A 20,452-nucleotide genomic window follows, 5' to 3' on the forward strand; every position below is an offset into this window, starting at 1 on the left:
TTAGTTGTTATTAAAGTATAAAGATATTAAAACTTAATTTTATAAAAACGATAAACATGAAATCAACAGCTCTTTTTATTTTTTCGGCTTTTCTATTTTTAACCTCTTGTAATGAAAAGCATGAGAAAAGTAACAGTGAATCAGGAGGATGGGTGGATAGGGTTATAAATAAAGATAATGGCCCTATAAAAGAAAAAGAATTTAAGGGAGATTTTGATGAAATTGAAGTTTCCCAAGCTATTGATGCAGAAATTATAAAATCAGATATAGAAAAAGTTGTTATTTCAGCACCTGAAAATATAATGAATGAAGTAATGGTAGATAATAATGGAGGCAGGCTTCATATTCATTATAAACCAGGTATTAGGATTATGAACTCAACAAAAGTTTCAGCAAAAATTTATGCCAAAGATTTTTCAAAACTGGTGGCTAATTCTGCGGCAAAAATTACGGTAAAAGATAAGTTCATGCAGGAAAAAACAGATATTACCATATCTAGTGCAGCAAGTATTTTAGGTGATCTTGAAGCCAATGATTTTGATATTTCTGCGGATAGTAGCAGTAGTTTTGACGGAAAAGTTTGGGCTGTAGATTTAGATGTGGAGACATCTTCTGCAGGGAGTATTACTATTTCAGGAAAAGCTAAAAATGCGGAGATCACTTCATCGTCAGGAAGTAGTGTTTCTGCAAAGGGCGTTATTGCAGATCATGTAAAAGCTTCAGCTTCTAGTGGTTCAAGCATTGAAATAAGCGCTACATCAAGTGTAAAAGCAGATGCTTCTTCTGGAGGAAGTGTACATGTGTCCAAAAAAGGGAATATAACATCTATTAATAAAGATGAAAGTAGTGGGGGAAGTGTAAGTATTCAATAAAAAAATAAAAAGGCCGGAAAAATCCGGCTTTTATTTTGTACTTAAAATTATTCTTTCGTTAAGTGGTTGTAAAGGTCTGTTATTACTCTTAGGAAGATGTTTAGAAATGTCTTCTATTTCATCCTCTGTCATATCAATTGGATTTTTAAAAACAATCCATGTCACATTATCAGAGCAAGGAGGGGTCGTTAAAGAACCAAAGTAGGTATAATATCCTTTATTTTTAGGAAACATATTTTCAGGATTGAATACAATGTCGGTATCCTCTTTTGCGTTTTTTGCTAATCCTTTGAATATTTTTAATTTTTCGAAATATGAATTTTCAGATCCTTCTTTTACCATAACAGCTATAACTAATACGGATCCATCAATTGCTTTGTGTACGAAATGCAACTCTAGAGGGTAACGCAATCCGTTGATAGTATGTTCGGATTCTTCATGAGCATGAAATTGAATTAAATTATATTTTTTTCCTCCATAATTGATGAAACTTCCTTCTTTGAAGTCAAATTGTAAAGAATGACCATTATCTTCAATTTCTTTAATATCGCCAGGAGTATAATTAAAAAATAGTTTCTCTAAATTTTTATCTTGTTTTGTTTTTTGCGTAACAATATTAATGGGTGATTGGCTTTTACTTTGTCCACATTTTTCGTTGCCTTCCATTTCGCTCCAGTGTTCAGGTGCTTCTTTTCCTTGATAACTCCAATGTTGTTGTGCTGAAATAGTAAGGGCTATAAATAAAGCCATCAGCATAATGATTTTTTTCATTTGAGTGTGTTTAAATTATTGTGACTATTTAGCTTACTAAAACTGTACCATAAATTTTATTCATTATTAATTTAAATTATAATGAATTATTTTCAATCTTGAAAATTGAAATATCTGGGAATAGATAATAAAGTATTAATTTTCTTCTATCTCGTCGTCTTCGTTTTCGTCAAAATAAGAGCCTTCCCAATTTTTGTTATCAAAGTTGAGATTATCATAGGCTAATAAATCTTCTTCTCTTTGAAGTATTTCTTTGGTAGTCAGGAGACTAAAGTCATTGTTTTCCTCTTTCATTTTGGCTAGTTTCCTTACAGAAGCTTTATCAATTGCCATGAATCTTTGTCCAAGACGTCTTGCTGCATATTTTCTCATGCCAGTTTCATGAAGAACATCCACAGCCATATTAACAGCAGTACCTAAGGTTTCACGATAGATATTCTCAATGCCGTTATTGAGATAATTATAAGCGTCTATTCTATTTTTTGCCCGAACAAAAATTTTTACTTTTGGGTAATGTTCGCGAACCAAGTCAGCAATGAATTTATTATCATTAGGATCATCCAAACAAAGGACTAGTAGTTCGGCTTCCTCAATCCCTGCAGCCCTTAATATAGGAATTCTGGTAGCGTCTCCATAGTATACTTTAAAGCCATAGCTTCTCAATAGTTTTACACGATCTGAGTCTCTATCTAAAACAGTAGCTGAGATTTTATTGGCTTTTAATAAACGTCCCACTGTACTTCCGAAATGCCCAAAACCGACAATAATAATTTTCTTCTGGACGATATTACTATCGAGAATATTAAAATCATATTCTTTTTCTTTGGGTATTTTTTTTATAAATTTTGAGGTAATTATTTTGTCGTTAATAATTAAAAAGAAAGGGGTAATGCACATCGTAATGGCAGTGACAGCCATCATTTGTGCATTGAGTTCAGGGCTTAAAAGATAAAGGTTAGAGGCATAATTAATCAAAACAAAAGCAAATTCACCCACCTGAGAAAGGGCAAAGGCATAAAATAAACTTTGGGTATTGTTTATTTTAAAGAATCTTCCTATTGAGTACAAAACAATAAATTTGACCATCAATACCGCAAAAACAGTACTGAAAATAAAAAGAGGGTCTTTCTGAATGATACTAAAATTCATGGTAGAGCCTACACTCACAAAAAAGACGGCAAGCAATAATCCTTTGAAAGGATCGATTTGAGCTTCCAGTTCATGACGAAATTCACTGTTGGCAAGCATTACGCCAGCGATAAAAGCCCCCAAAGCAGGAGATAGCCCTATGGCAAACATTAACTCTGAAACTCCAATCACTAAAAAAAGTGAAGAAGCAGTCAATAGCTCTGGCATATTTGACTTTGAAACATATCGTAAAAAAGGAACAAAAACATATCTTCCTAGTAATATTAAAATGGCAACCCCTAAAATTACCGTTCCGGCTTGCAACCATTCAGGAAGATTTTGGATGAGAACCTGAATGTCATTATCATGGTGCTTAGCTTTGTAATTAGCGATAATCGGAAGAATGGCTAATATAGGAATCACGGCAATGTCCTGAAATAGGAGAGTGGAAAATGAGGCTTCTCCCGCCATGGTTTTAAGATTGTTTTTCTCCTGTAACGTTTGTAAAACAATAGCGGTAGAAGATAATGCAAAACACATAGCAATTGCGATCGCTTTATCAATCCGCCAACCTGCCCATATAAAAATTAAGAAAAGTAGAGAAATGGTCAAAAGCATTTGAGTTAACCCTAAACCAATAATTTTCTTACGCATTTCCCAAAACTTTCGGGGTTCGAGCTCTAGGCCTATTAAAAATAGAAGCATAATTACACCAAACTCACTTACGTGCATTATACCATTAGCATTTTTTCCGGTAAGCCGAAGTACATAAGGTCCTATAATTATTCCTCCCACAATATATCCAATAACAGAGCTTAATCCCAATTTTCTTACAAGCGGAACCATAATGATGGCTACGCCTAAGAAAATAAGTGTACTTATGGCTAAACTCCCTTCCATATCTTATTGATTTAGGAGTGTGGTAAATTCCTTTTTATGTAAAATGATTTCTTTTTTTGTAAGCTTATTGGCTTCATAAACCACCTTTATGCCTTTGATGTTGGCTTTAAAAACTTTTAAACAAACAATAAGACCACTAATTAATTCTTCCACTGTAAATTCATAAGTGCCTTCTTTTGTGAAGGATCTTTCTTTTCCTCCGGTTGTTACTAAAATATAGATTTCTTTCCCTTCCAAGGGGTTGTGTTTATCTTCTTTTAGCCATTCCCGATCAAAAACTTCATCTATCCATAGTCGTAATAAAGGAGGAATTCCAAACCAAATTAAAGGAAATTGAAAAATGAATCGATCATAGTTTTGTAATCTTTTCCTTTCTCTGAAGGCTGCAATATGAAAATTGGAATATTCTTCGTAAAGATCTCTTAAGGTAAAATGTTGGTGGCGAACGTAGAAATTGATGAGCTCTACATTCGAGTTTGAGTGCTCTAAATAAGGATGCGCAAAAACAACCAACGTCTTCTTCATAAACCTGTTTTTAGTAAATGTAATGAAAATTTTTTTTATTTTATGTTGATTTTTGCTTTATTTATTAATTTATTAACATTGAAATGTGAAATTATATTTAAAAATGTCAATGAATCAGTAGGAATTTGAAGTTTTAAATAAAAAATCGGCTACATTGCAGCCGATTTTCTATTTATTCTATAATTGATTTTGTCTACCATCCTCCAGAGGCACCACCACCACCAAAACTTCCCCCACCACCGAAGCCACCAAATCCTCCTCCGCTTCCGCCTGAGCTTCCACTACTACCTCCAAAACTACCAGGAAAAGGGAAAAAACCGCCTGAGTAATTTTTTCGTCCTCGTCTACTAATGATTACGTCATCATCATCATTATTTCCTCCTCTTCCTCCACCCTTATTTCCAAAAATGATAATAATGATAACAAAAATAACAAAAGCAATAATGAGGATTGTAAATACGTCTCCACTATCTCCTGTGCTCTGAGTAGTTAAAGGTTTAAACTTTCCTTGTACGGCCTCCATAAGAGCAGACGTGCCTCGATTAATACCTTCATACCATTCTCCTTTCTTGAAGTGAGGAGTAACAATATAATCTAAAATCTGTCCTGCAACAGATGCTGTTAAATATTGTTCAACAGCTCTACCTTGTTGGATAGACATAGTGTGATCTTCAGTAGCAATTAAAAATACAATGCCATTATCAACTCCTTTTTTTCCAATACCCCATTTTTGCCCAAACATAGTAGCTAAGAAATTAACATCTTCTCCTTTTGTGGAAGGAATAATTACGACTTCAATTTCTGTTGAGGTTGAATCTGCAAATTTGATGAGCTTACTATTAAGATTATCTTTGTCTTGTTGAGTTAATAAATTAGCTTCATCATAAACAGGATATAGAATATCAGGTTTTGTAGGTACAGTATATTGGGCTGATACAAAACTGTAAAAGCATATTAATAGGAATGAAAATACTATTTTAAGAGAATGTAATTTCATTAGAAAGTTCATTTGGATTTTCTCCCGTTACCGGAAAATGTTTTTTTAGCTCTATACCAGTTTCCAGAATAGCGCTTTTGAGTGCTCTATAATAATTTCCTTTTGCAAATTCAGAAGTGATATAGTCATGCAGGTGGTCCCAGTAAGATTGCTGTACTTTTTCGTGAATACCGATATCTCCAATAATAGTAAGATATTTTTGTTCAAAATTGACATGAAAAAGAACTGCATTTTGATCTCTGGTTTTATTCATACATAATTCTTTGAAAACATCAAATGCATTTTGAGCATTCTGAATATCAGTATTTGAATTTATATGTACCCTGATCTCACCCGTAGAATGTTCTTCGGCCGACTGAATAGCATCTACAAGAGATGCTATTTGCTGATTTGTTAAGAAATTGTTCATTATTCTGAGAAAACATCAGGTGCTTTTTGCGCTCCGGCTTCTGCTTTGAAATAAGGTTTTTCCTTAAAGTTGGTAAAGTTCGCCAAAATATTATTGGGAAATGTTTTAATTGAAGTGTTATAATCCTGAGCAGCTTCATTGTAATATACAGTTTCTGTACGGATACTGTTTTCAATAGCCGTATATTCTCTTTGAAAATTAATATATTGTTGATCAGCTTTTAGATTGGGGTATTGCTCTACCACCGCCATTAATCTACTTAATGCACCTGTTAGTTCACCTTGGGCAGACTGAAATCTTGCGATATCTTGTTCTGTCATATTGGAAGGGTCCACATTAATAGAGGTTGCTTTAGATCGAGCTTCAATAACCTTTGTTAAAGTTTCTTGTTCGAATTTTGAATATGATTTTACTGTTCTTTCAAGATTAGGAATAAGATTCGCTCTTTTTTGGTAAACAGTTTCAACATTAGACCATTTTGTATTTACATTTTGTTCTTTCGTTACAAAGCTATTATAGCCATTTTTGCCCCAAAAGAATATTACAGCAAGAATAATAAGGAGAGCAATGCCAATAGTTCCGGCGCTCAGACAACCCTTGTTTTTCATAGTTTATTTTTTTAAATTTTTTGTGCTATCCAAATATACAAATTATGTGCTAATTTTGTGGAAAATTATTTAAATGACGACAATAGTGGTAGCAATGGGAGAGAACAATGAAATTGGGTTGAATAATCAGTTGCTTTGGCACCTTCCGAAAGACTTGAAACATTTTAAGGACCTTACATCTGGGCATCCTATTATTATGGGAAGAAAAACCTATGAGAGTATTGGAAAACCACTTCCTAATCGTACTAATATTGTTGTTTCTAGAAAAAAAGACTGGTTTGAAGAAGGAATTTTAATTGTAGGGAGCATTAAAGAAGCTATGAAATTTGCTAAAAAGATCGATGAAAATATTTTTATTATTGGAGGAGGAAATATATATGAACAGACCATCGACATAGTAGATAAATTAGAAGTTACTTTAGTAAAAGCTCATTGGGAAGCCGATACCCATTTCCCTAAAATTAATGAAAAAATATGGAAGAAAACAAATGAAATTTGTCACGAAAAGGATGAGAAAAACTCTTATGATTTCTGCTTTCAGACATTTGAAAAAATTAAGAATGAATAATTGTCATAATGCTAGTTTCCAGCCTTCAATTTTTTTATCTTTGCACTTCTAAAATTTTATAATGAATAAGTACATAAAAATTGTAATTGCAGCAGTTCTTATACTTACAGGACTATATATGATGATTTTTACAAGAAGTCTTGGTTGGGGCATCGTAATTTTTATTCTCGCGGCATTACCCATTTTGCTTTTTTTTAAAAACGAATATATTCTTCTGGCCTTTTGGCAGCTGAGAAAGCAAAGTATGGAAAAAGCAGCAGAATGGTTACAGAAAGTTACAAATTATCAGGCACAGCTCCATAAATCACAATACGGATATTTTCATTATCTGCAAGGGTTAACGTTAGCACAAGAGAATCCTACAAAGATTGAACCCTTCATGAAAAAAGCCCTTGAATATGGCCTCAATATGAAACATGATAGAGCGATGGCTACTTTGAATTTAGCTGCCGCAGCTATTTCTAAGGGAAGAAAACAAGAAGGACAGAAACTTTTGGAAGAGGCAAAAAGATTAGATAGTGCAGGAATGATGACCGATCAGATCAAAATGATGAAGGACCAATTGAAAATGCCTTCTATGCAAAAGCATATGCATAACCCCAATATGAGACAAAGAGGAAAATTCTTTTAAGAATTGACCAGTATGATACACAAATAAAAAGTTCTGATTTTTCAGAACTTTTTATTTTTTATCCGGATTTACATTTCAGCGTCATTTCTATATCCATAAAATTTAGGGATTTGCCAATGATACTTAACAGCTAATGTTCTTATTGTTACAATAAGCAAGATCGTTGAAATTTGAATAAATGTAAAGGAAAGTCGGGTATAGCGAGTTAGCCCTAAAAAGATAATTCCTCCTAATATACATGCTGTTGCATAAATTTCTTGTCTGAAAATTAAAGGAATCCTATTTAATAAAATATCTCGGATAATTCCTCCAAAACAACCTGTAATAGTCCCTAATCCAATACAAATTAAAGGAGATATATTTGCATTTAATCCTTTTTGTATACCAATTATAGTAAAAAGCCCAAGACCAAAGCTATCAAAGATAAATAAGGTTACTTTGAAGTTTTTTTCTATCGATTTAAAAATCATGGCAAATATACTTGTTACTAAAATCAGAACACATGTCAGAAGGTCATGCATCCAAAAAACAGGGACATCTAATAATAGATCTCGTACTGTTCCTCCTCCCACAGATGTTACAAATGCAATAATAAGAACACCAAATGGGTCAAGGCGTTTTTGCATAGCAGCAAAAGTGCCTGACATTGAGAATGATATTGTTCCAAGAACTTCTATCGCAAAATTGAACTGTTCATGCATATGATATAAGATATAAATGATAATTGATAAACGATGTCTCTATAAGCAAATTTTCTACCATTCTATCCATTATCATCTATAGCTTATATTATTTTTCCATCCTTACGGAGTCAGGAACCAATAATTCATATTCTCCTCCATGATTAATAATCTCTCGGACAATACTGCTGCTTATAAAAGATTTTCCTGATGAAGTTAATAAAAATACAGTTTCTAATTTTTTATGAGCTAAAGTTCTATTGGTGTGAGCAATTGCTTTTTCAAATTCAAAATCAGCAGGATTTCTTAACCCTCTAATAATGTATTGTGCATTTTTATCAAAACAATAGTCTACTGTTAGGCCTTCAAAGTAATCCACTTCTACATTGGGAAATTCCGCAACTGAATTTTGAATGAACTCCATTCTTTTTTCTAAGGGAAACATATATTTCTTCTGAGAATTTTGTCCTATTGCAATAATTAATTTGTCAAAAAGAGGCGCTGCTCTTTCTATAATATCATAGTGTCCTAGTGTAATTGGATCAAATGATCCCGGAAAAACAGCAATTTTCATGTCTTTATAAAGTTATGAATTCTGAAATTAAAATGATAAGTTAGAATGTATAGTCATTAACTTCTCATTTTATGCAACGCTTTTTCTACTTCGTTCCCACAAAGATCAGTAATGGAAATTCCATAATGTCTGGCTTGTTGAGGAAGTATGCTTGCGGGAGAGAATCCAGGATTTGTATTCATTTCTAACATATAAGGAATTCCGTCCATTAAAATATATTCACTTCTCGAAAAGCCTGACATACCCAACGACTCATAAGCTCTTTTTGCTATTTCTTCTACACGTATTCTGGTTTCTTCATCAATTCTTGCCGGCGTAATTTCTTCTGAAGCTCCTTCATATTTTGCTTCATAATCGAAAAATTCATTTTGAGAAACAATTTCGGTAATTCCCAAAACAATTGTCTCACCTTTAAAATCAATAACACCCACAGACACTTCCATGCCGTTTAGAAAACTTTCTATTAAAATTTCATGATCCTCTTTGAATGCAATTTCAGTAGCCTTCATTAATTCTGACTTTTCTTTTACTTTAGAAATTCCAAGAGAAGATCCGGATTGGTTGGGTTTTACAAAGAGTGGAAGTCCTAATTGTTCTACGATCTCATCCACATTAATTTCACTTCCTTTTTTTAAATAGATACTTTTAGCAGAAAGAATTCCATATTTTGATAGTACAGCAAGAGTATCTTTCTTGTTAAAAGTTAATGCACTTTGGTAAAAATCACATCCGGTATAGGTTTGTCCAATAGCATCCCAATAAGCTTGTAGAATTCCGTTTTCTCCAGGGGTACCATGAATGATATTGAAGCAAACATCAAATTTTAATGTTTCATTATGTAATGTTACTGAAAAATCCCCTTTGTTAATTTGATATTTCTTATCATTGCTATCTAAAAAGTACCATTCATCTTTTAGAATAACTACTTTATATACATTGTAAAGATTTCTGTCTAAAGAATCATAGATTAACTGGCCGCTTTTCAGGGATACTACATATTCATCCGAATAGCCCCCCATTACTACGGCAACATTTTTTTTGCTCATAACCATATAATATCAATTAAGGCAAATTTAATCATTTTATGTAATGAAATATGGGAAATTTATAAATTTTAAAATCAGAAATCAATTGTATTAAATTAAAAAGGACATTCTAAAATTATTGGCTATATTTGCCGTTATAATTAAAGTATTTTTAAGTATGCTTAAATCACTTTTCAACTGGAAAGTTTTACTGAATTTAGTGTTTGCCATAGTGGTTTTTGTAGGATTGGTTTGGCTTACATTTAGGTGGCTGGAATATCATACCCGTCATGGTCAGGAAGTTCCCGTACCTAATGTTATTAATAAATCAGTTCACGAAGCTGTTAAAGTATTGGATGATGCAGGGTTAGAATATGAAGTTGATAGCTTTAAATATGATCCTAAATATAGACCTTTTCAGGTATTACAAATTTACCCTTCCCCCGGATCTAGAGTGAAAGACGGAAGGGCTATACGTTTGGTTGTTAATCCTAGAAATTGGGCTCCTGTTGCGATTCCTGATGTTATTAATAAGTACTCTGGTTTGGCGTTTCAAAGGTTGGATCAAGTAGGATTGAAAGTAGGAGATACTATTTTTGAACCGAGTATTCAAAAAGAAGCAATTATAAGACTTTTATATAAAGGGAATACCATAAAGCCTGGGACACTGATTCCGAGGTTTTCCACAATAGATGTGGTTGTAGGATCTGGCCCTATGAGAAATATTTCAATACCTAATGTAGTTGGGTTAACTGTAAAAGAAGCAAGACAAGCTATTGCCAGAAGCTTATTTGAAGTTGGTTTAGTGGAACATGAAGATGGAAGCAAAGATGAATCTGATATTATTTATTATCAAGATCCTGCGGCAGGTGACGTAAGAGATCAGGGAATGCAAATTGACCTTTGGGCGAGTAAAAGGACTCCAGCAGAATTAAGAGCTAAAGTGGAGGAACTTAATTCAATATATCGTATGAAAATAGATACTTCTTTACCGCCGATACATTATGAAGAAGTTCCAAATCCGTCCGAGCCAAAAATCAATGAATTGACTCCTGTTACTCCTACAGCGGTTCCTAAAAAAGATAACCCTAAACCAGAAGTGGTAAAAAGTGAGACATCTAAACCAGCAGCAACTGCACCTAAGACAGATAATAAGGCAAAAACGACGAATACTACAGGTAATAAACCGGTAACAAATACGACTCAGCCATCTACTCAAAAGCCTAAAGCTAAAAAAGTAGTAGTAGAATAAAAGATATTTACTATAAAAATTATAGGCTTCAACTTTTTAATATGTTGAAGCCTTTTGTGTAAAAATTAAAGATCATGATAGAAGAAAATGAGGAATTTTTAGATGATGAATTACTAGATTCAAGCAATATTGATATTGATGATGAAAATAAAGGCTTGTATGAACATCTCAATATAACAGTGGATGCCAAACAAGAGCCATTACGAATAGATAAGTTCCTATTAATATATAGACAGAATTCTTCAAGAAATAAAATTTCACAAACCTGTAGAGCAGGAAATGTGATGGTAAATGGGAGCTCTGTAAAACAAAATTATCGTGTAAAACCTGGGGATCAAATTTCAGTATTACTCACTCATCCGCCGAGAGAAAATGTTATTATTCCACAGAATATTCCGATTAATATTATTTATGAAGACGATGATCTTGTCATAGTAGATAAAGAAGCAGGAATGGTGGTTCATCCCGGATTTGGAAATTGGGATGGAACATTAGTTAATGCATTAGCATATCACTTTGAGCAAAATAATGAGAAGTCCGATCTTGATAGAGTGGGACTGGTTCATAGGATTGATAAAGATACATCGGGTTTGTTGGTAATTGCTAAAAATGAATACGCGCTGAGTTTTCTTGCAAAACAATTTTTTGAAAGAAAGACCAAAAGATTATATTGGGCATTTGTATGGGGAAATTTAAAAGAAGATGAGGGGACCATTAAAGGGCATATAGGGAGACATCCTAAAAACAGAATGCAAATGTCGGTATATGAAGATGGAAGCCAAGGAAAGCATGCTGTAACTCATTATAAAGTTTTGGAAAGATTTAAATATATGACTTGGGTTGAATGTAAGCTGGAAACAGGAAGAACACATCAGATTAGAGCTCATTTTAAACATATAGGCCATACGTTGTTTAATGATGAGAGATATGAAGGGCATACGCCTTTAAGAGGTGTTAATTTACCTAAATATAAACAATTCATTAAAAATGTCTTTGAAATTCTTCCTAGACATGCACTCCATGCCCATACCTTAGGCTTTATACACCCTACTACTAAAAAGGAATTATATTTTGAAAGCCCAATGCCTCAAGATATGGAGGATGCCGTAAAAAAATGGAGAAAATATTTGGAAAACTAAAAATATATTGAGATTTTTTTTATATTTGTTGAATTGAAATCAAGATTTGTTATGAGAAAACTATATGCTATAGTGTGTTTGGCTCTTTTGTCAAATGCATACAAAGCACAAGAAACACTACCATATTATCAACAATATCTCTTAGATGGTGAGTTTCTATTCAATCCTGCACAATACGGTAAAACAGACTATGTTCAGCTTAATCTCAACTATCAACAACAATTTTCAAAGTTCAGCGAATCTCCAAATGTACAATCGGTAGGGATAAATGCTAATATTTTTGATAGAGTGGGTGCAGGAATTTCAGTTTTCAGAGATAGCAATGGTCCTATTTCAGCAGGAGGGATTACAGCAGGTGCTTCATATTTTATTCCTCTTAGTAGTGAAGGAGAAAGAAAAGATCAATTCTCTTTTGGTACAAGTGTTAGCCTTTATAACATGAATTTTGATTATTCAAAACTAAATACTGAAGATGGTACAGATCCATTAATTACTGGCGATAATAATATTTTTATGGCATATGCTAATTTTGGATTATCCGCAACTTATAGAAATATTTTTGCAGGGGTATCCGTAAATGATATTGCTTTGACAAACGATGAATCAATTGTTAATGGACGGGAGCCTTCTCCAATTAAATTCTTCTTAAATTTAGGGTATGATTGGCATGTTGGTGATAATATATATTTTACACCATCTGCATTGGTCAATTTGAATACAAACTCTACAAGAACCATTGATTATAATTTAATGGCAACGTTTTTTAATGATATTAATGCTTTTTCTGTGGGGGTGAACTATAGATCAGTTCAGAATAGATTTGATAACCAACAGCTAAGTATATCTCCAATTGTAAAAGTAAGATTCAACAAATTCATGGTGGGTGCTACTTATAACCTTGGATTGTCTGATATTCAGACGTATGGAGGAAATAGTTTTATGATTGGTCTAGGATATAACTTTGACAATTTCATTAATGTGAGAGGATATAGATACTAATCAATTTAATTTAAATAAATTTGAGCTCTGATTTTTTCAGGGCTTTTTTTATGATTTATATCCACATACCCTTTTGTAAACAAAAATGCAGTTACTGTAATTTTCATTTTTCAACGTCTTTAAATTTTAAAGATGAGATGCTTGCTGCCATGAAGAAGGAAATCCTCCTGAGAAAGGATGAATTACAGAACAAAAAAATACAGTCTCTTTATTTTGGAGGAGGAACTCCCTCTATACTTTCTTCGGATGAAATTAATAGTTTGATTGATGAGGTATTACGATATTTCAGTTTTGAAAATGATATTGAAATTACGTTAGAAGCCAATCCTGATGATCTAGATAAGAATTTCTTAAAAAACCTTTCACAATCTTTCGTTAATCGTTTGTCTATTGGTACTCAAAGTTTTTTTGATGAAGACCTAAGGCTAATGAATCGTGCACATAGTGGATCGGAAGCGGAAAGCTCTATTAAAAGAGCGCAAGATTTTGGTTTTGAAAATTTAAGTATTGATTTGATTTATGGCTCACCTGTTTCAAATTTTGAAAGATGGAAAGAAAACCTCGCCAAGGCTATTGTTCTGGATGTCCCACACATTTCCTCATACGCTTTAACGGTTGAACATAAAACAGCTTTAGAGAATTGGATTTTAAAAGGAAAAGTGGCCAGTCCCAAAGAAGAAGAACAAAATAAAGAGTTTTATTATTTGTCTGACTTTTTAAAAGAACATGGATTTGATCATTATGAAATTTCTAATTTTGCGAAGCCCGGTTTCTATTCCAAACATAATTCTGCCTATTGGAAATACAAAGAATATTTGGGAATAGGCCCTTCTGCTCATTCTTATAACGGTTTTGATATAAGAAGTTGGAATGTGGCTAATAATCAGCAGTATATGAAGAAAGTACATTCGCATCTTTTGCCTAAAGAGGAAGAAGTTCTTTCACAAAAAGAACAGTTTAATGAAATGATGATGATTGGATTAAGAACAATGTGGGGAGTGGATCTTATAAGTCTAAAAAATAAATTTTCTGCTGAAATTATAGATAAATTTACCTATGTGATAGCATCTAAAATAGAAGAAGGAATATTGATTATGGAAAATGATCATCTTAAAATTCCTAAAAAACATTGGTTTTTGGCAGATGGAATAGCTGCTGATTTATTTCTGGTTTAAAAATCTAAAATCTAGAATCCGATAATCTAAAATCTTTGTATTTTTGCACAAAATTTCAACTCATTTGAAAACTAAAAAACAAGATTATTCTCACCTTTCACCGAATCAACCTATTGGAATTTTTGATAGCGGAGTAGGTGGCTTAACAGTCGCTAAAGAAATTAAAAGACTTCTTCCTAATGAAAATTTAATTTATTTTGGAGATACTAAACACCTTCCTTATGGGGAAAAATCAAAAGAAGCAATTATTGAATATTCTACAAAAATCACTAATTTTTTATTGGAACAAAATTGTAAAGCTATTGTGATTGCTTGTAATACGGCAACGGCAAATGCGTTAAATGAGGTGGTAGAATCTGTTGCTGGGAAAGTTCCGGTAATTGATGTTATTAATCCTGTCGCTGAAAAAGTATCATATGAAATTCACAATAATGTAGGGGTAATTGCCACAAAAGCTACTGTGAATTCAGGATTATACAAAAAAAGTATTAGAAAACATAATAAATGGATCAAGGTAGATGAGTTGGCGACTCCGTTGCTAGTTCCTGCTATTGAAGAAGGATTTAAAAATCATCCGATTACTCATGCAATCATATACAATTATTTGAGTAATAATAAACTGAAAAATATTGAAACATTGATTTTAGGATGTACACATTATCCATTATTAATTGATGAAATCAAACAGTATTATGGTAATCGTGTTCGAGTAATTGATTCCCCAAATATTGTGGCAAACCATTTAAAAATTATTCTGGATAAGTATAACCTCTTGAATGAGAGTAATCCAAAACCAGATTATCACTTCTATCTTTCGGATATTACGAAGAATTTTGAGAAAATTTCAAAGAAATTTTTCGGAAAAAGTATTGATTTAGAATTCAAAACATTATAAAAAATAAAAGACTCATTTGTTTGAGTCTTTTGTTTTTATATTTCCAAAATTACATTTTTACTATCCAACCTCCTTTTGGGAGTTATTTTTGGATGATTACTATCATGGTCTGCCCTTCTTCCAATAGTTACTGCAAATAATGTTTCATAATTTTTGTTATCTAAAATTGTATCATATTTATCACCTTCAATTCCCTCCATAGGAGTAGAATCAATTTCCATATCGGCACATGCTGCAAGTAGTACTCCTAACGAAAGATAAACTTGATTTTTAAGCCAAGATTTAATAGCAGGTTCACCTTGAGGTTTTACAAAGTTTCTATAATAATTTACCGCTCCTTCTGGCAAATTTTCTTCAATCTGCTTTTCAAAATCATCTGGATTTTTAATTACTTGAAAAACAATTAACAAATTACTTTCTAACACTTTTTCTTTATTAAAGAAAGAGGCTTCGGCTAGCAGTTCTTTAGTTTTCAAATCATTGACAAAGAAGAAATTCCAAGGCTGACTATTAATTGAGGAAGGGCTTAAATGTAAAATTTCTTTAAGCTCTTGTATTTGTTCTGCACTGATCTTTCCTTGAGGGTTATACTTTTTCACAGTATATCTCGATTTCATTTTTTCTAAAAAATTCATACTTGTACTATATTTTTTATAGTTACAAAATTAATTTAAGTTTTGTAACTTTGCAATAACGGTAAAAAATGATAGTATAAAATGTATACAATAGATAATAAAGATTACCCTTGCTGCACCAGCATAACAATGAAGTTTATAGGTGGGAAATGGAAAGCAGTTATTTTATTTTACCTTATAGATGGAGCAAAAAGGTATAGTGAATTAAAGAAATTACTGAAAGAACATTAAGTCTTCAATTGAAACAATTAGAGGAGGATCATATTATTGATCGAAAAGTTTTTACTGAAAAACCACCTTTAATGGTTGAGTATAGTTTGACAGATTTTGGTAAAACGCTATTGCCGGTTCTTCATGAAATTACAAAATGGGGACGAGAAGCAGCTACTAATTCAAAAAAAATAACCAAGAAGAAAGCTTCTTGATTATTCTAGGATATTTTTTTCTTCTTTTATAGATTCAAAAAAGCTAAAACTCACATTTCCATATTTTCTTGTGTCAATTAAGCTAGGATGGTTAAATTTCATTCGGCTTTGATGTTCTACAACAAGAATTCCATTTTCTTTTACATATTTATTATTGAGAATTAAAGAAATCATTTCATAATATTTACTTTCTTCCATTTCAAAAGGTGCATCAGAAAAAACGATTTCAAAGCTTTTTTTGTTCCTGAATTTTTTTAGCCAGTCAAATGTATCTCCTCTTTGAACATTGATTTGTTGGGCCATATCGAGTTCGGCAGCAGTCGTGTTAATGAAAGCTGTATGTTTAGGATTCAACTCTACAGAAGTAACATCTTGGCAACCTCTAGATGCAAATTCTAATGAAATAGAACCAATCCCGGCAAAAAGATCCAGAACAGCAATAGATTGCATATCATATTTGTTCTCCAAAATACTAAATAATGCTTCTTTTGCAAAATCTGTTGTGGGCCTCACATCGAAATTTCTTGGGGCTGCTATTTTTTTAGCTTTCCATCGGCCTGATATTATTCTATACATGTTTTTTTAAGTTTTGAGTAGTAAGAAGCTTATTTATAGAGTCTAAGTCTAGTTTTCTAGAGTTAACTTAATATGAAATTTTTGTTAGGAACATTATCAAATACAATTTTTAGGTTCTTTACAAATTTTTGTAACTCAGAGATAAATGTTTCATTTTCAGTGGTTTCTCCATAAGCGAAGAAAGTTGTTTCGTGGATTCCAAAATGTATTTTATTTAAGGTAAACATAATGAAATAAAGAAAGTCAACTTCTGAATTAATGTCCAGATTATTGTATAAGATTACTTTTTTATTGTCTATAGCAAAAAATTCACATTGATTATGATAGAGATTAATATGGATCTCTTTATTATTTTTATTATTAATTGAGTTCAGGAATTTTTCGCCTGAGAAATTAAAATAAGTAGGAATTCCCAACTGTTTTATTTTTTTATAAAAATCTTTTGGGAAAGTATAATAAAACTGAACTTTGAATTTTTCATTTATGGAAAGCATCAGCTCTTCTTTTTCTTTTTCAACATGTGCGTTGTAAGAAATAAGATCATATCCTATTCCATGATCAGAAAATCCCTCAGGCATTAAAGTGAAATGATTAAGGGCAGAAATAACATAAATTTCATCGAAGCTTTGTTTTGCCAGAACTTCATCTAGCTTTTCTCCAATAAAATTATACGGAGTTTCTTCATCAACAAAATAAGATCTCTCTTCTAAAAAGTCTTTGTTTTTATAGATTTGGAAAATTAATCCGTCTTTCGTAAAAAGTAAATTAAGTATGTTCATAATCAGTTGTTGCAAATTTAATGAAATTCTACCATTACTGCACCTGATTGATGATGAAGTATTTCCTTATTATAAAAATCAAGGTTAGTCTGGTTTTCTAAAATATCCCAAACCAGCTTTTGAAGGGTGCCATTACCAATTCCATGAACAATTTCTAATTTTTTTAAATGATGCTTTCTACAAAATGCCAATGTTTCTAAAAGTTTTTCTTTTTGGATAAATAGCCTTTCAAAACTCTCATAGTCATTAGGGTTTTTAACCAAATTATGAAAATGAAGATCCAAAATCAGAGGATTTTTCTGGTGCTTTTTTGATAAAACTTTTTTAGCTTCTATTTTTTTTTCAACACGAATATTCTTATAGAAATCAGGATTTTTGAGAATGAGTTGATCTTTTGGATATTGATAAATAAATCCATACTCGTCTTTAAAAGCCACAAGGTTTCCATTTACGGAAGTTATTGTTCCATTTAAATTTTCATCAATAACTGAAACTTGATCGCCTATCTTCATGTATTTTATTAATCAGTATATACTCAAACTTTGGGTCCGAGTTCAATAATTTCTAAATCTTTTATTTCCGCTCCATCAATTATAAAGCGCATCATCGTTCTCGTTTTATGCCATCCTTGTTTTCCGCAAGCTCCTGGATTGAGGTGCAATAAATTATATTTTTTATCAAACATGGCTTTTAAAATATGTGAATGTCCTGAAATAAATAATTGAGGTGACTTTTTTGAAATTTCTGTTTTTGCTAAAAGAGAATATTTTCCGGGATACCCTCCAATGTGAATCATTAGAACTTCTACCTGCTCGCAGAAAAACCTATTTACTTCGGGGAATTCTGAGCGAATTTTTGAATTGTCAATATTCCCGTATACTCCCCTAAGAGGTTTTATTTTTTCAAGTTGTTCAATAACCTCCATACTTCCGAAATCTCCTCCATGCCAAATTTCATCAGCTTGTTTTGCATATTCTACAATTCGATCATCAATATAAGAATGAGAGTCGGAAAGAAGAAGTATTTTGGTCATTTTGTTGAGTTTCTTTAAGAATATTTTTTGCAAATATAGGGGGTAGAATTATTTTTTGTTTAGTTTATAGAATATTTTACTTTATCATTTAGGTAAAAGCAATGAAATCAAAAGGTAATTTTTTGAAATTATAGTTTTGAAAAATAGAGCGAGAGTAATTATACATTTAGAATAACAAATTTTCTTTATATTTTTGGAAAAATAATAAAATGAAGCAGAAACTTACTCTTTTCCTTTTTCTTTTATTTATTGGTGTACTCCATGCACAGATTGAAGAAAAAATGCTGGATGGTTTGATCCAAAATACATTGAAAACTTTTGACGTCCCCGGAATGTCAGTCGGAATTATAAAGGATGGCAAAGTAATTTACTCAAAAGGTTTTGGAGTTCGTTCTTTACATACCATGCAACCTATGGATGATGCTACATTAGTGGGCATTGCATCCAACTCGAAAGGTTTTACATGTACTGCGTTGGCAATGTTAGCAGATGAAGGTAAACTGAATTGGGATGATAAAGTTTCAAAATATATTCCTGATTTTCAAATGTATGATCTCTATGTTTCTCAAAATATAACCATTAAAGATTTGGTAACTCACAGAGCGGGATTAGGTCTTGGACAAGGAGATCTGATGTTTTTTCCTGAAGGAGGAAGCCTGACAGTAAATGATATTATTCATAATATAAGGTATTTGAAGCCGGAAAATCCTTTTAGAACAACGTTGGATTACAATAATATCATGTTTATTGTAGCAGGAGAGGTTATTCATAGAGTTTCAGGGTTAAGTTGGACCGAGTTTATAGAACAACAAATTATGAAACCTGTTGGAATGACGTCGAGTTTTGGAAGCTATAATAGAGCAAAATCAACGATCAATAAAATTGACGCACATGCGCCTGTAAATGGAAAAGCAATAGTAGTTCCTCATGATTGGAATGAAACTGCAAATGCGGCCGGGGGAATTATGAGTAATATTAAAGATATGACCCTTTGGGCAGATTGCCTTTTGAATAATTTTACGACAAAGGAAGGGAAAAAATTAGTTTCAGATAAAAATATACAAGAACTTTGGAGCCTGCAAATTTCAGAAAAGATTACGACTAAAATGCCTTATGATACTCATTTTTTCGGGTATGGGTTGGGTTGGTTTTTAAGTGATGTTAAAGGATATAAACAAATTCAGCATACAGGAGGTTTGATTGGAACAGTGACGCAGTTTACTCTGATTCCGGATTTGAACTTGGGGATTGTTGTACTTACAAATCAACAATCAGGAGAAGCCTTCAATACCATTACTAATACGGTTAAAGATCTATATTTGGGTATTTCAGATAGAAATTGGTTGAATATTTATAGTGATAGAGTGATAAAAAGGACTGCAGAATTCGATCAGCAAAAGAAAAACGCTTTTGCAACATCTGACATTTATAGAAAAGAAAAGCATCTTCAACCTCGGGCAAGCCAATTTGTGGGAATATATAATGATGCATGGTTTGGAGATGTAGAAATTACACAACAAGGAAATACGTATAAAATAGGATGCAAAAACTCTCCAAGATTAAGAGGAGAACTACTTCCTTATTCTTATAACTCTTTCATTATAAAATGGGATGATAGAAGCTACGATGCGGATGCATATATTATTTTTAATTATGATGAAAATGGCCAGGCGCTATCAGCTAGATTTAAACCCATTTCTGATATTACTGATTTCAGTTTTGATTTTGATGATCTTGATTTGAAGAAAAAATAATCTTCAATTATACAACAAATAGGTGTATAAAATAAAAGTGCAAGTAAAAAATACCTGCACTTTTATTTTTATTGTCAATTTGTTAGGGTTGTAAATATTTAC

Annotated in this window: 23 protein-coding genes and 1 pseudogene; 10 read left to right on the forward strand and 14 right to left on the reverse strand. The window is 32.2% G+C overall.

Annotated features, from left to right (window positions below; all coding sequences use genetic code 11):
- Positions 1-56: 56 nt before the first annotated feature.
- Positions 57-872 carry a head GIN domain-containing protein gene (locus CHRY9293_RS10960; protein ID WP_162033019.1) on the forward strand — a complete coding sequence of 272 codons (816 nt, stop codon included), beginning with the start codon at positions 57-59 and terminating at the stop codon, positions 870-872.
- Between the two features lie 30 nt (positions 873-902).
- Here the strand turns inward: CHRY9293_RS10960 and CHRY9293_RS10965 are convergent, their stop codons facing one another.
- The 6 genes from CHRY9293_RS10965 to CHRY9293_RS10990 form a co-directional block, all read right to left on the reverse strand.
- Positions 903-1,643, reverse strand: a complete 741-nt coding sequence (locus CHRY9293_RS10965; protein WP_162033020.1) for a carbonic anhydrase — start codon at positions 1,641-1,643, stop codon at positions 903-905.
- A gap of 135 nt (positions 1,644-1,778) precedes the next feature.
- Complete coding sequence (locus tag CHRY9293_RS10970; protein WP_162033021.1) at positions 1,779-3,671, reverse strand: monovalent cation:proton antiporter-2 (CPA2) family protein; 1,893 nt, start codon at positions 3,669-3,671, stop codon at positions 1,779-1,781.
- Positions 3,672-3,674: 3 nt separating this feature from the next.
- Positions 3,675-4,196 carry an NAD(P)H-dependent oxidoreductase gene (locus tag CHRY9293_RS10975; RefSeq protein ID WP_162033022.1) on the reverse strand — a complete coding sequence of 174 codons (522 nt, stop codon included), beginning with the start codon at positions 4,194-4,196 and terminating at the stop codon, positions 3,675-3,677.
- A 193-nt stretch (positions 4,197-4,389) separates the two neighbouring features.
- On the reverse strand, positions 4,390-5,193 hold the full coding sequence (locus CHRY9293_RS10980) for a TPM domain-containing protein (protein ID WP_162033023.1): 804 nt from the start codon (positions 5,191-5,193) through the stop codon (positions 4,390-4,392).
- Positions 5,174-5,602 (reverse strand): TPM domain-containing protein, encoded by a 429-nt coding sequence (locus CHRY9293_RS10985; protein ID WP_183147882.1) that lies wholly within the window; start codon positions 5,600-5,602, stop codon positions 5,174-5,176. The genes CHRY9293_RS10980 and CHRY9293_RS10985 overlap by 20 nt, the downstream gene beginning before the upstream one ends.
- Positions 5,602-6,210, reverse strand: a complete 609-nt coding sequence (locus CHRY9293_RS10990; RefSeq protein ID WP_162033024.1) for a LemA family protein — start codon at positions 6,208-6,210, stop codon at positions 5,602-5,604. Before CHRY9293_RS10990 ends, CHRY9293_RS10985 begins: the two co-directional genes overlap by 1 nt.
- A gap of 73 nt (positions 6,211-6,283) precedes the next feature.
- On the opposite strand from CHRY9293_RS10990, the gene CHRY9293_RS10995 reads away from it, so the two are divergent.
- Both CHRY9293_RS10995 and CHRY9293_RS11000 read left to right on the forward strand, forming a co-directional pair.
- Positions 6,284-6,778: a dihydrofolate reductase gene (locus CHRY9293_RS10995; protein ID WP_162033025.1), complete on the forward strand. Its 495-nt coding sequence runs from the start codon at positions 6,284-6,286 to the stop codon at positions 6,776-6,778.
- Positions 6,779-6,839: 61 nt separating this feature from the next.
- Positions 6,840-7,409: a DUF2892 domain-containing protein gene (locus CHRY9293_RS11000; protein WP_162033026.1), complete on the forward strand. Its 570-nt coding sequence runs from the start codon at positions 6,840-6,842 to the stop codon at positions 7,407-7,409.
- 68 nt (positions 7,410-7,477) lie between these two features.
- On the opposite strand, the gene CHRY9293_RS11005 is transcribed toward CHRY9293_RS11000, so the two are convergent.
- The 3 genes from CHRY9293_RS11005 to CHRY9293_RS11015 form a co-directional block, all read right to left on the reverse strand.
- A complete protein-coding gene (locus CHRY9293_RS11005; RefSeq protein WP_162033027.1) occupies positions 7,478-8,110 on the reverse strand; it encodes a trimeric intracellular cation channel family protein in 633 nt (210 codons plus the stop codon).
- A gap of 88 nt (positions 8,111-8,198) precedes the next feature.
- Positions 8,199-8,663, reverse strand: a complete 465-nt coding sequence (gene coaD / locus CHRY9293_RS11010) for a pantetheine-phosphate adenylyltransferase (protein WP_162033028.1) — start codon at positions 8,661-8,663, stop codon at positions 8,199-8,201.
- Positions 8,664-8,719: 56 nt separating this feature from the next.
- Positions 8,720-9,709: a D-alanine--D-alanine ligase gene (locus tag CHRY9293_RS11015; RefSeq protein ID WP_162033029.1), complete on the reverse strand. Its 990-nt coding sequence runs from the start codon at positions 9,707-9,709 to the stop codon at positions 8,720-8,722.
- Between the two features lie 157 nt (positions 9,710-9,866).
- Between CHRY9293_RS11015 and CHRY9293_RS11020 the strand changes: the two genes are divergently transcribed.
- The 5 genes from CHRY9293_RS11020 (at position 9,867) to murI (ending at position 15,148) form a co-directional block, all read left to right on the forward strand.
- Positions 9,867-10,940: a PASTA domain-containing protein gene (locus CHRY9293_RS11020; RefSeq protein WP_162033030.1), complete on the forward strand. Its 1,074-nt coding sequence runs from the start codon at positions 9,867-9,869 to the stop codon at positions 10,938-10,940.
- 74 nt (positions 10,941-11,014) lie between these two features.
- The gene (locus CHRY9293_RS11025) at positions 11,015-12,079 is read left to right on the forward strand and encodes an RluA family pseudouridine synthase (RefSeq protein WP_162033031.1); all 1,065 of its coding nucleotides are present in this window, start codon (positions 11,015-11,017) and stop codon (positions 12,077-12,079) included.
- A gap of 51 nt (positions 12,080-12,130) precedes the next feature.
- Complete coding sequence (locus tag CHRY9293_RS11030; protein ID WP_162033032.1) at positions 12,131-13,078, forward strand: PorP/SprF family type IX secretion system membrane protein; 948 nt, start codon at positions 12,131-12,133, stop codon at positions 13,076-13,078.
- 50 nt (positions 13,079-13,128) lie between these two features.
- Entirely contained in the window at positions 13,129-14,253 is a 1,125-nt protein-coding gene (gene hemW, locus CHRY9293_RS11035) for a radical SAM family heme chaperone HemW (RefSeq protein ID WP_162033033.1), read from the forward strand.
- Positions 14,254-14,317: 64 nt separating this feature from the next.
- Positions 14,318-15,148, forward strand: a complete 831-nt coding sequence (gene murI, locus CHRY9293_RS11040; protein WP_162033034.1) for a glutamate racemase — start codon at positions 14,318-14,320, stop codon at positions 15,146-15,148.
- A gap of 35 nt (positions 15,149-15,183) precedes the next feature.
- Here murI and CHRY9293_RS11045 read toward each other — a convergent pair whose 3' ends face one another.
- The gene (locus tag CHRY9293_RS11045; RefSeq protein WP_162033035.1) at positions 15,184-15,783 is read right to left on the reverse strand and encodes a nitroreductase family protein; all 600 of its coding nucleotides are present in this window, start codon (positions 15,781-15,783) and stop codon (positions 15,184-15,186) included.
- An 81-nt stretch (positions 15,784-15,864) separates the two neighbouring features.
- Between CHRY9293_RS11045 and CHRY9293_RS11050 the strand changes: the two are divergent.
- Positions 15,865-16,208: pseudogene (locus tag CHRY9293_RS11050) on the forward strand (winged helix-turn-helix transcriptional regulator).
- Here the strand turns inward: CHRY9293_RS11050 and CHRY9293_RS11055 are convergent.
- From CHRY9293_RS11055 to CHRY9293_RS11070, 4 genes are all read right to left on the reverse strand, one after another.
- A complete protein-coding gene (locus CHRY9293_RS11055; protein WP_162033036.1) occupies positions 16,209-16,784 on the reverse strand; it encodes an RsmD family RNA methyltransferase in 576 nt (191 codons plus the stop codon).
- Positions 16,785-16,846: 62 nt separating this feature from the next.
- Positions 16,847-17,578, reverse strand: a complete 732-nt coding sequence (locus tag CHRY9293_RS11060) for a DUF3822 family protein (RefSeq protein WP_228455516.1) — start codon at positions 17,576-17,578, stop codon at positions 16,847-16,849.
- A gap of 2 nt (positions 17,579-17,580) precedes the next feature.
- Positions 17,581-18,075 (reverse strand): Smr/MutS family protein, encoded by a 495-nt coding sequence (locus CHRY9293_RS11065; RefSeq protein ID WP_162033038.1) that lies wholly within the window; start codon positions 18,073-18,075, stop codon positions 17,581-17,583.
- A gap of 23 nt (positions 18,076-18,098) precedes the next feature.
- Complete coding sequence (locus CHRY9293_RS11070) at positions 18,099-18,596, reverse strand: metallophosphoesterase family protein (protein WP_162033039.1); 498 nt, start codon at positions 18,594-18,596, stop codon at positions 18,099-18,101.
- Positions 18,597-18,805: 209 nt separating this feature from the next.
- Here CHRY9293_RS11070 and CHRY9293_RS11075 point away from each other — a divergent pair, with 209 nt between their 5' ends.
- Positions 18,806-20,350, forward strand: a complete 1,545-nt coding sequence (locus CHRY9293_RS11075) for a serine hydrolase (RefSeq protein ID WP_162033040.1) — start codon at positions 18,806-18,808, stop codon at positions 20,348-20,350.
- Positions 20,351-20,452: the final 102 nt, after the last annotated feature.

The organism is Chryseobacterium potabilaquae (assembly GCF_902728265.1).
GTDB classification, from domain to species: Bacteria; Bacteroidota; Bacteroidia; order Flavobacteriales; family Weeksellaceae; genus Chryseobacterium; species Chryseobacterium potabilaquae.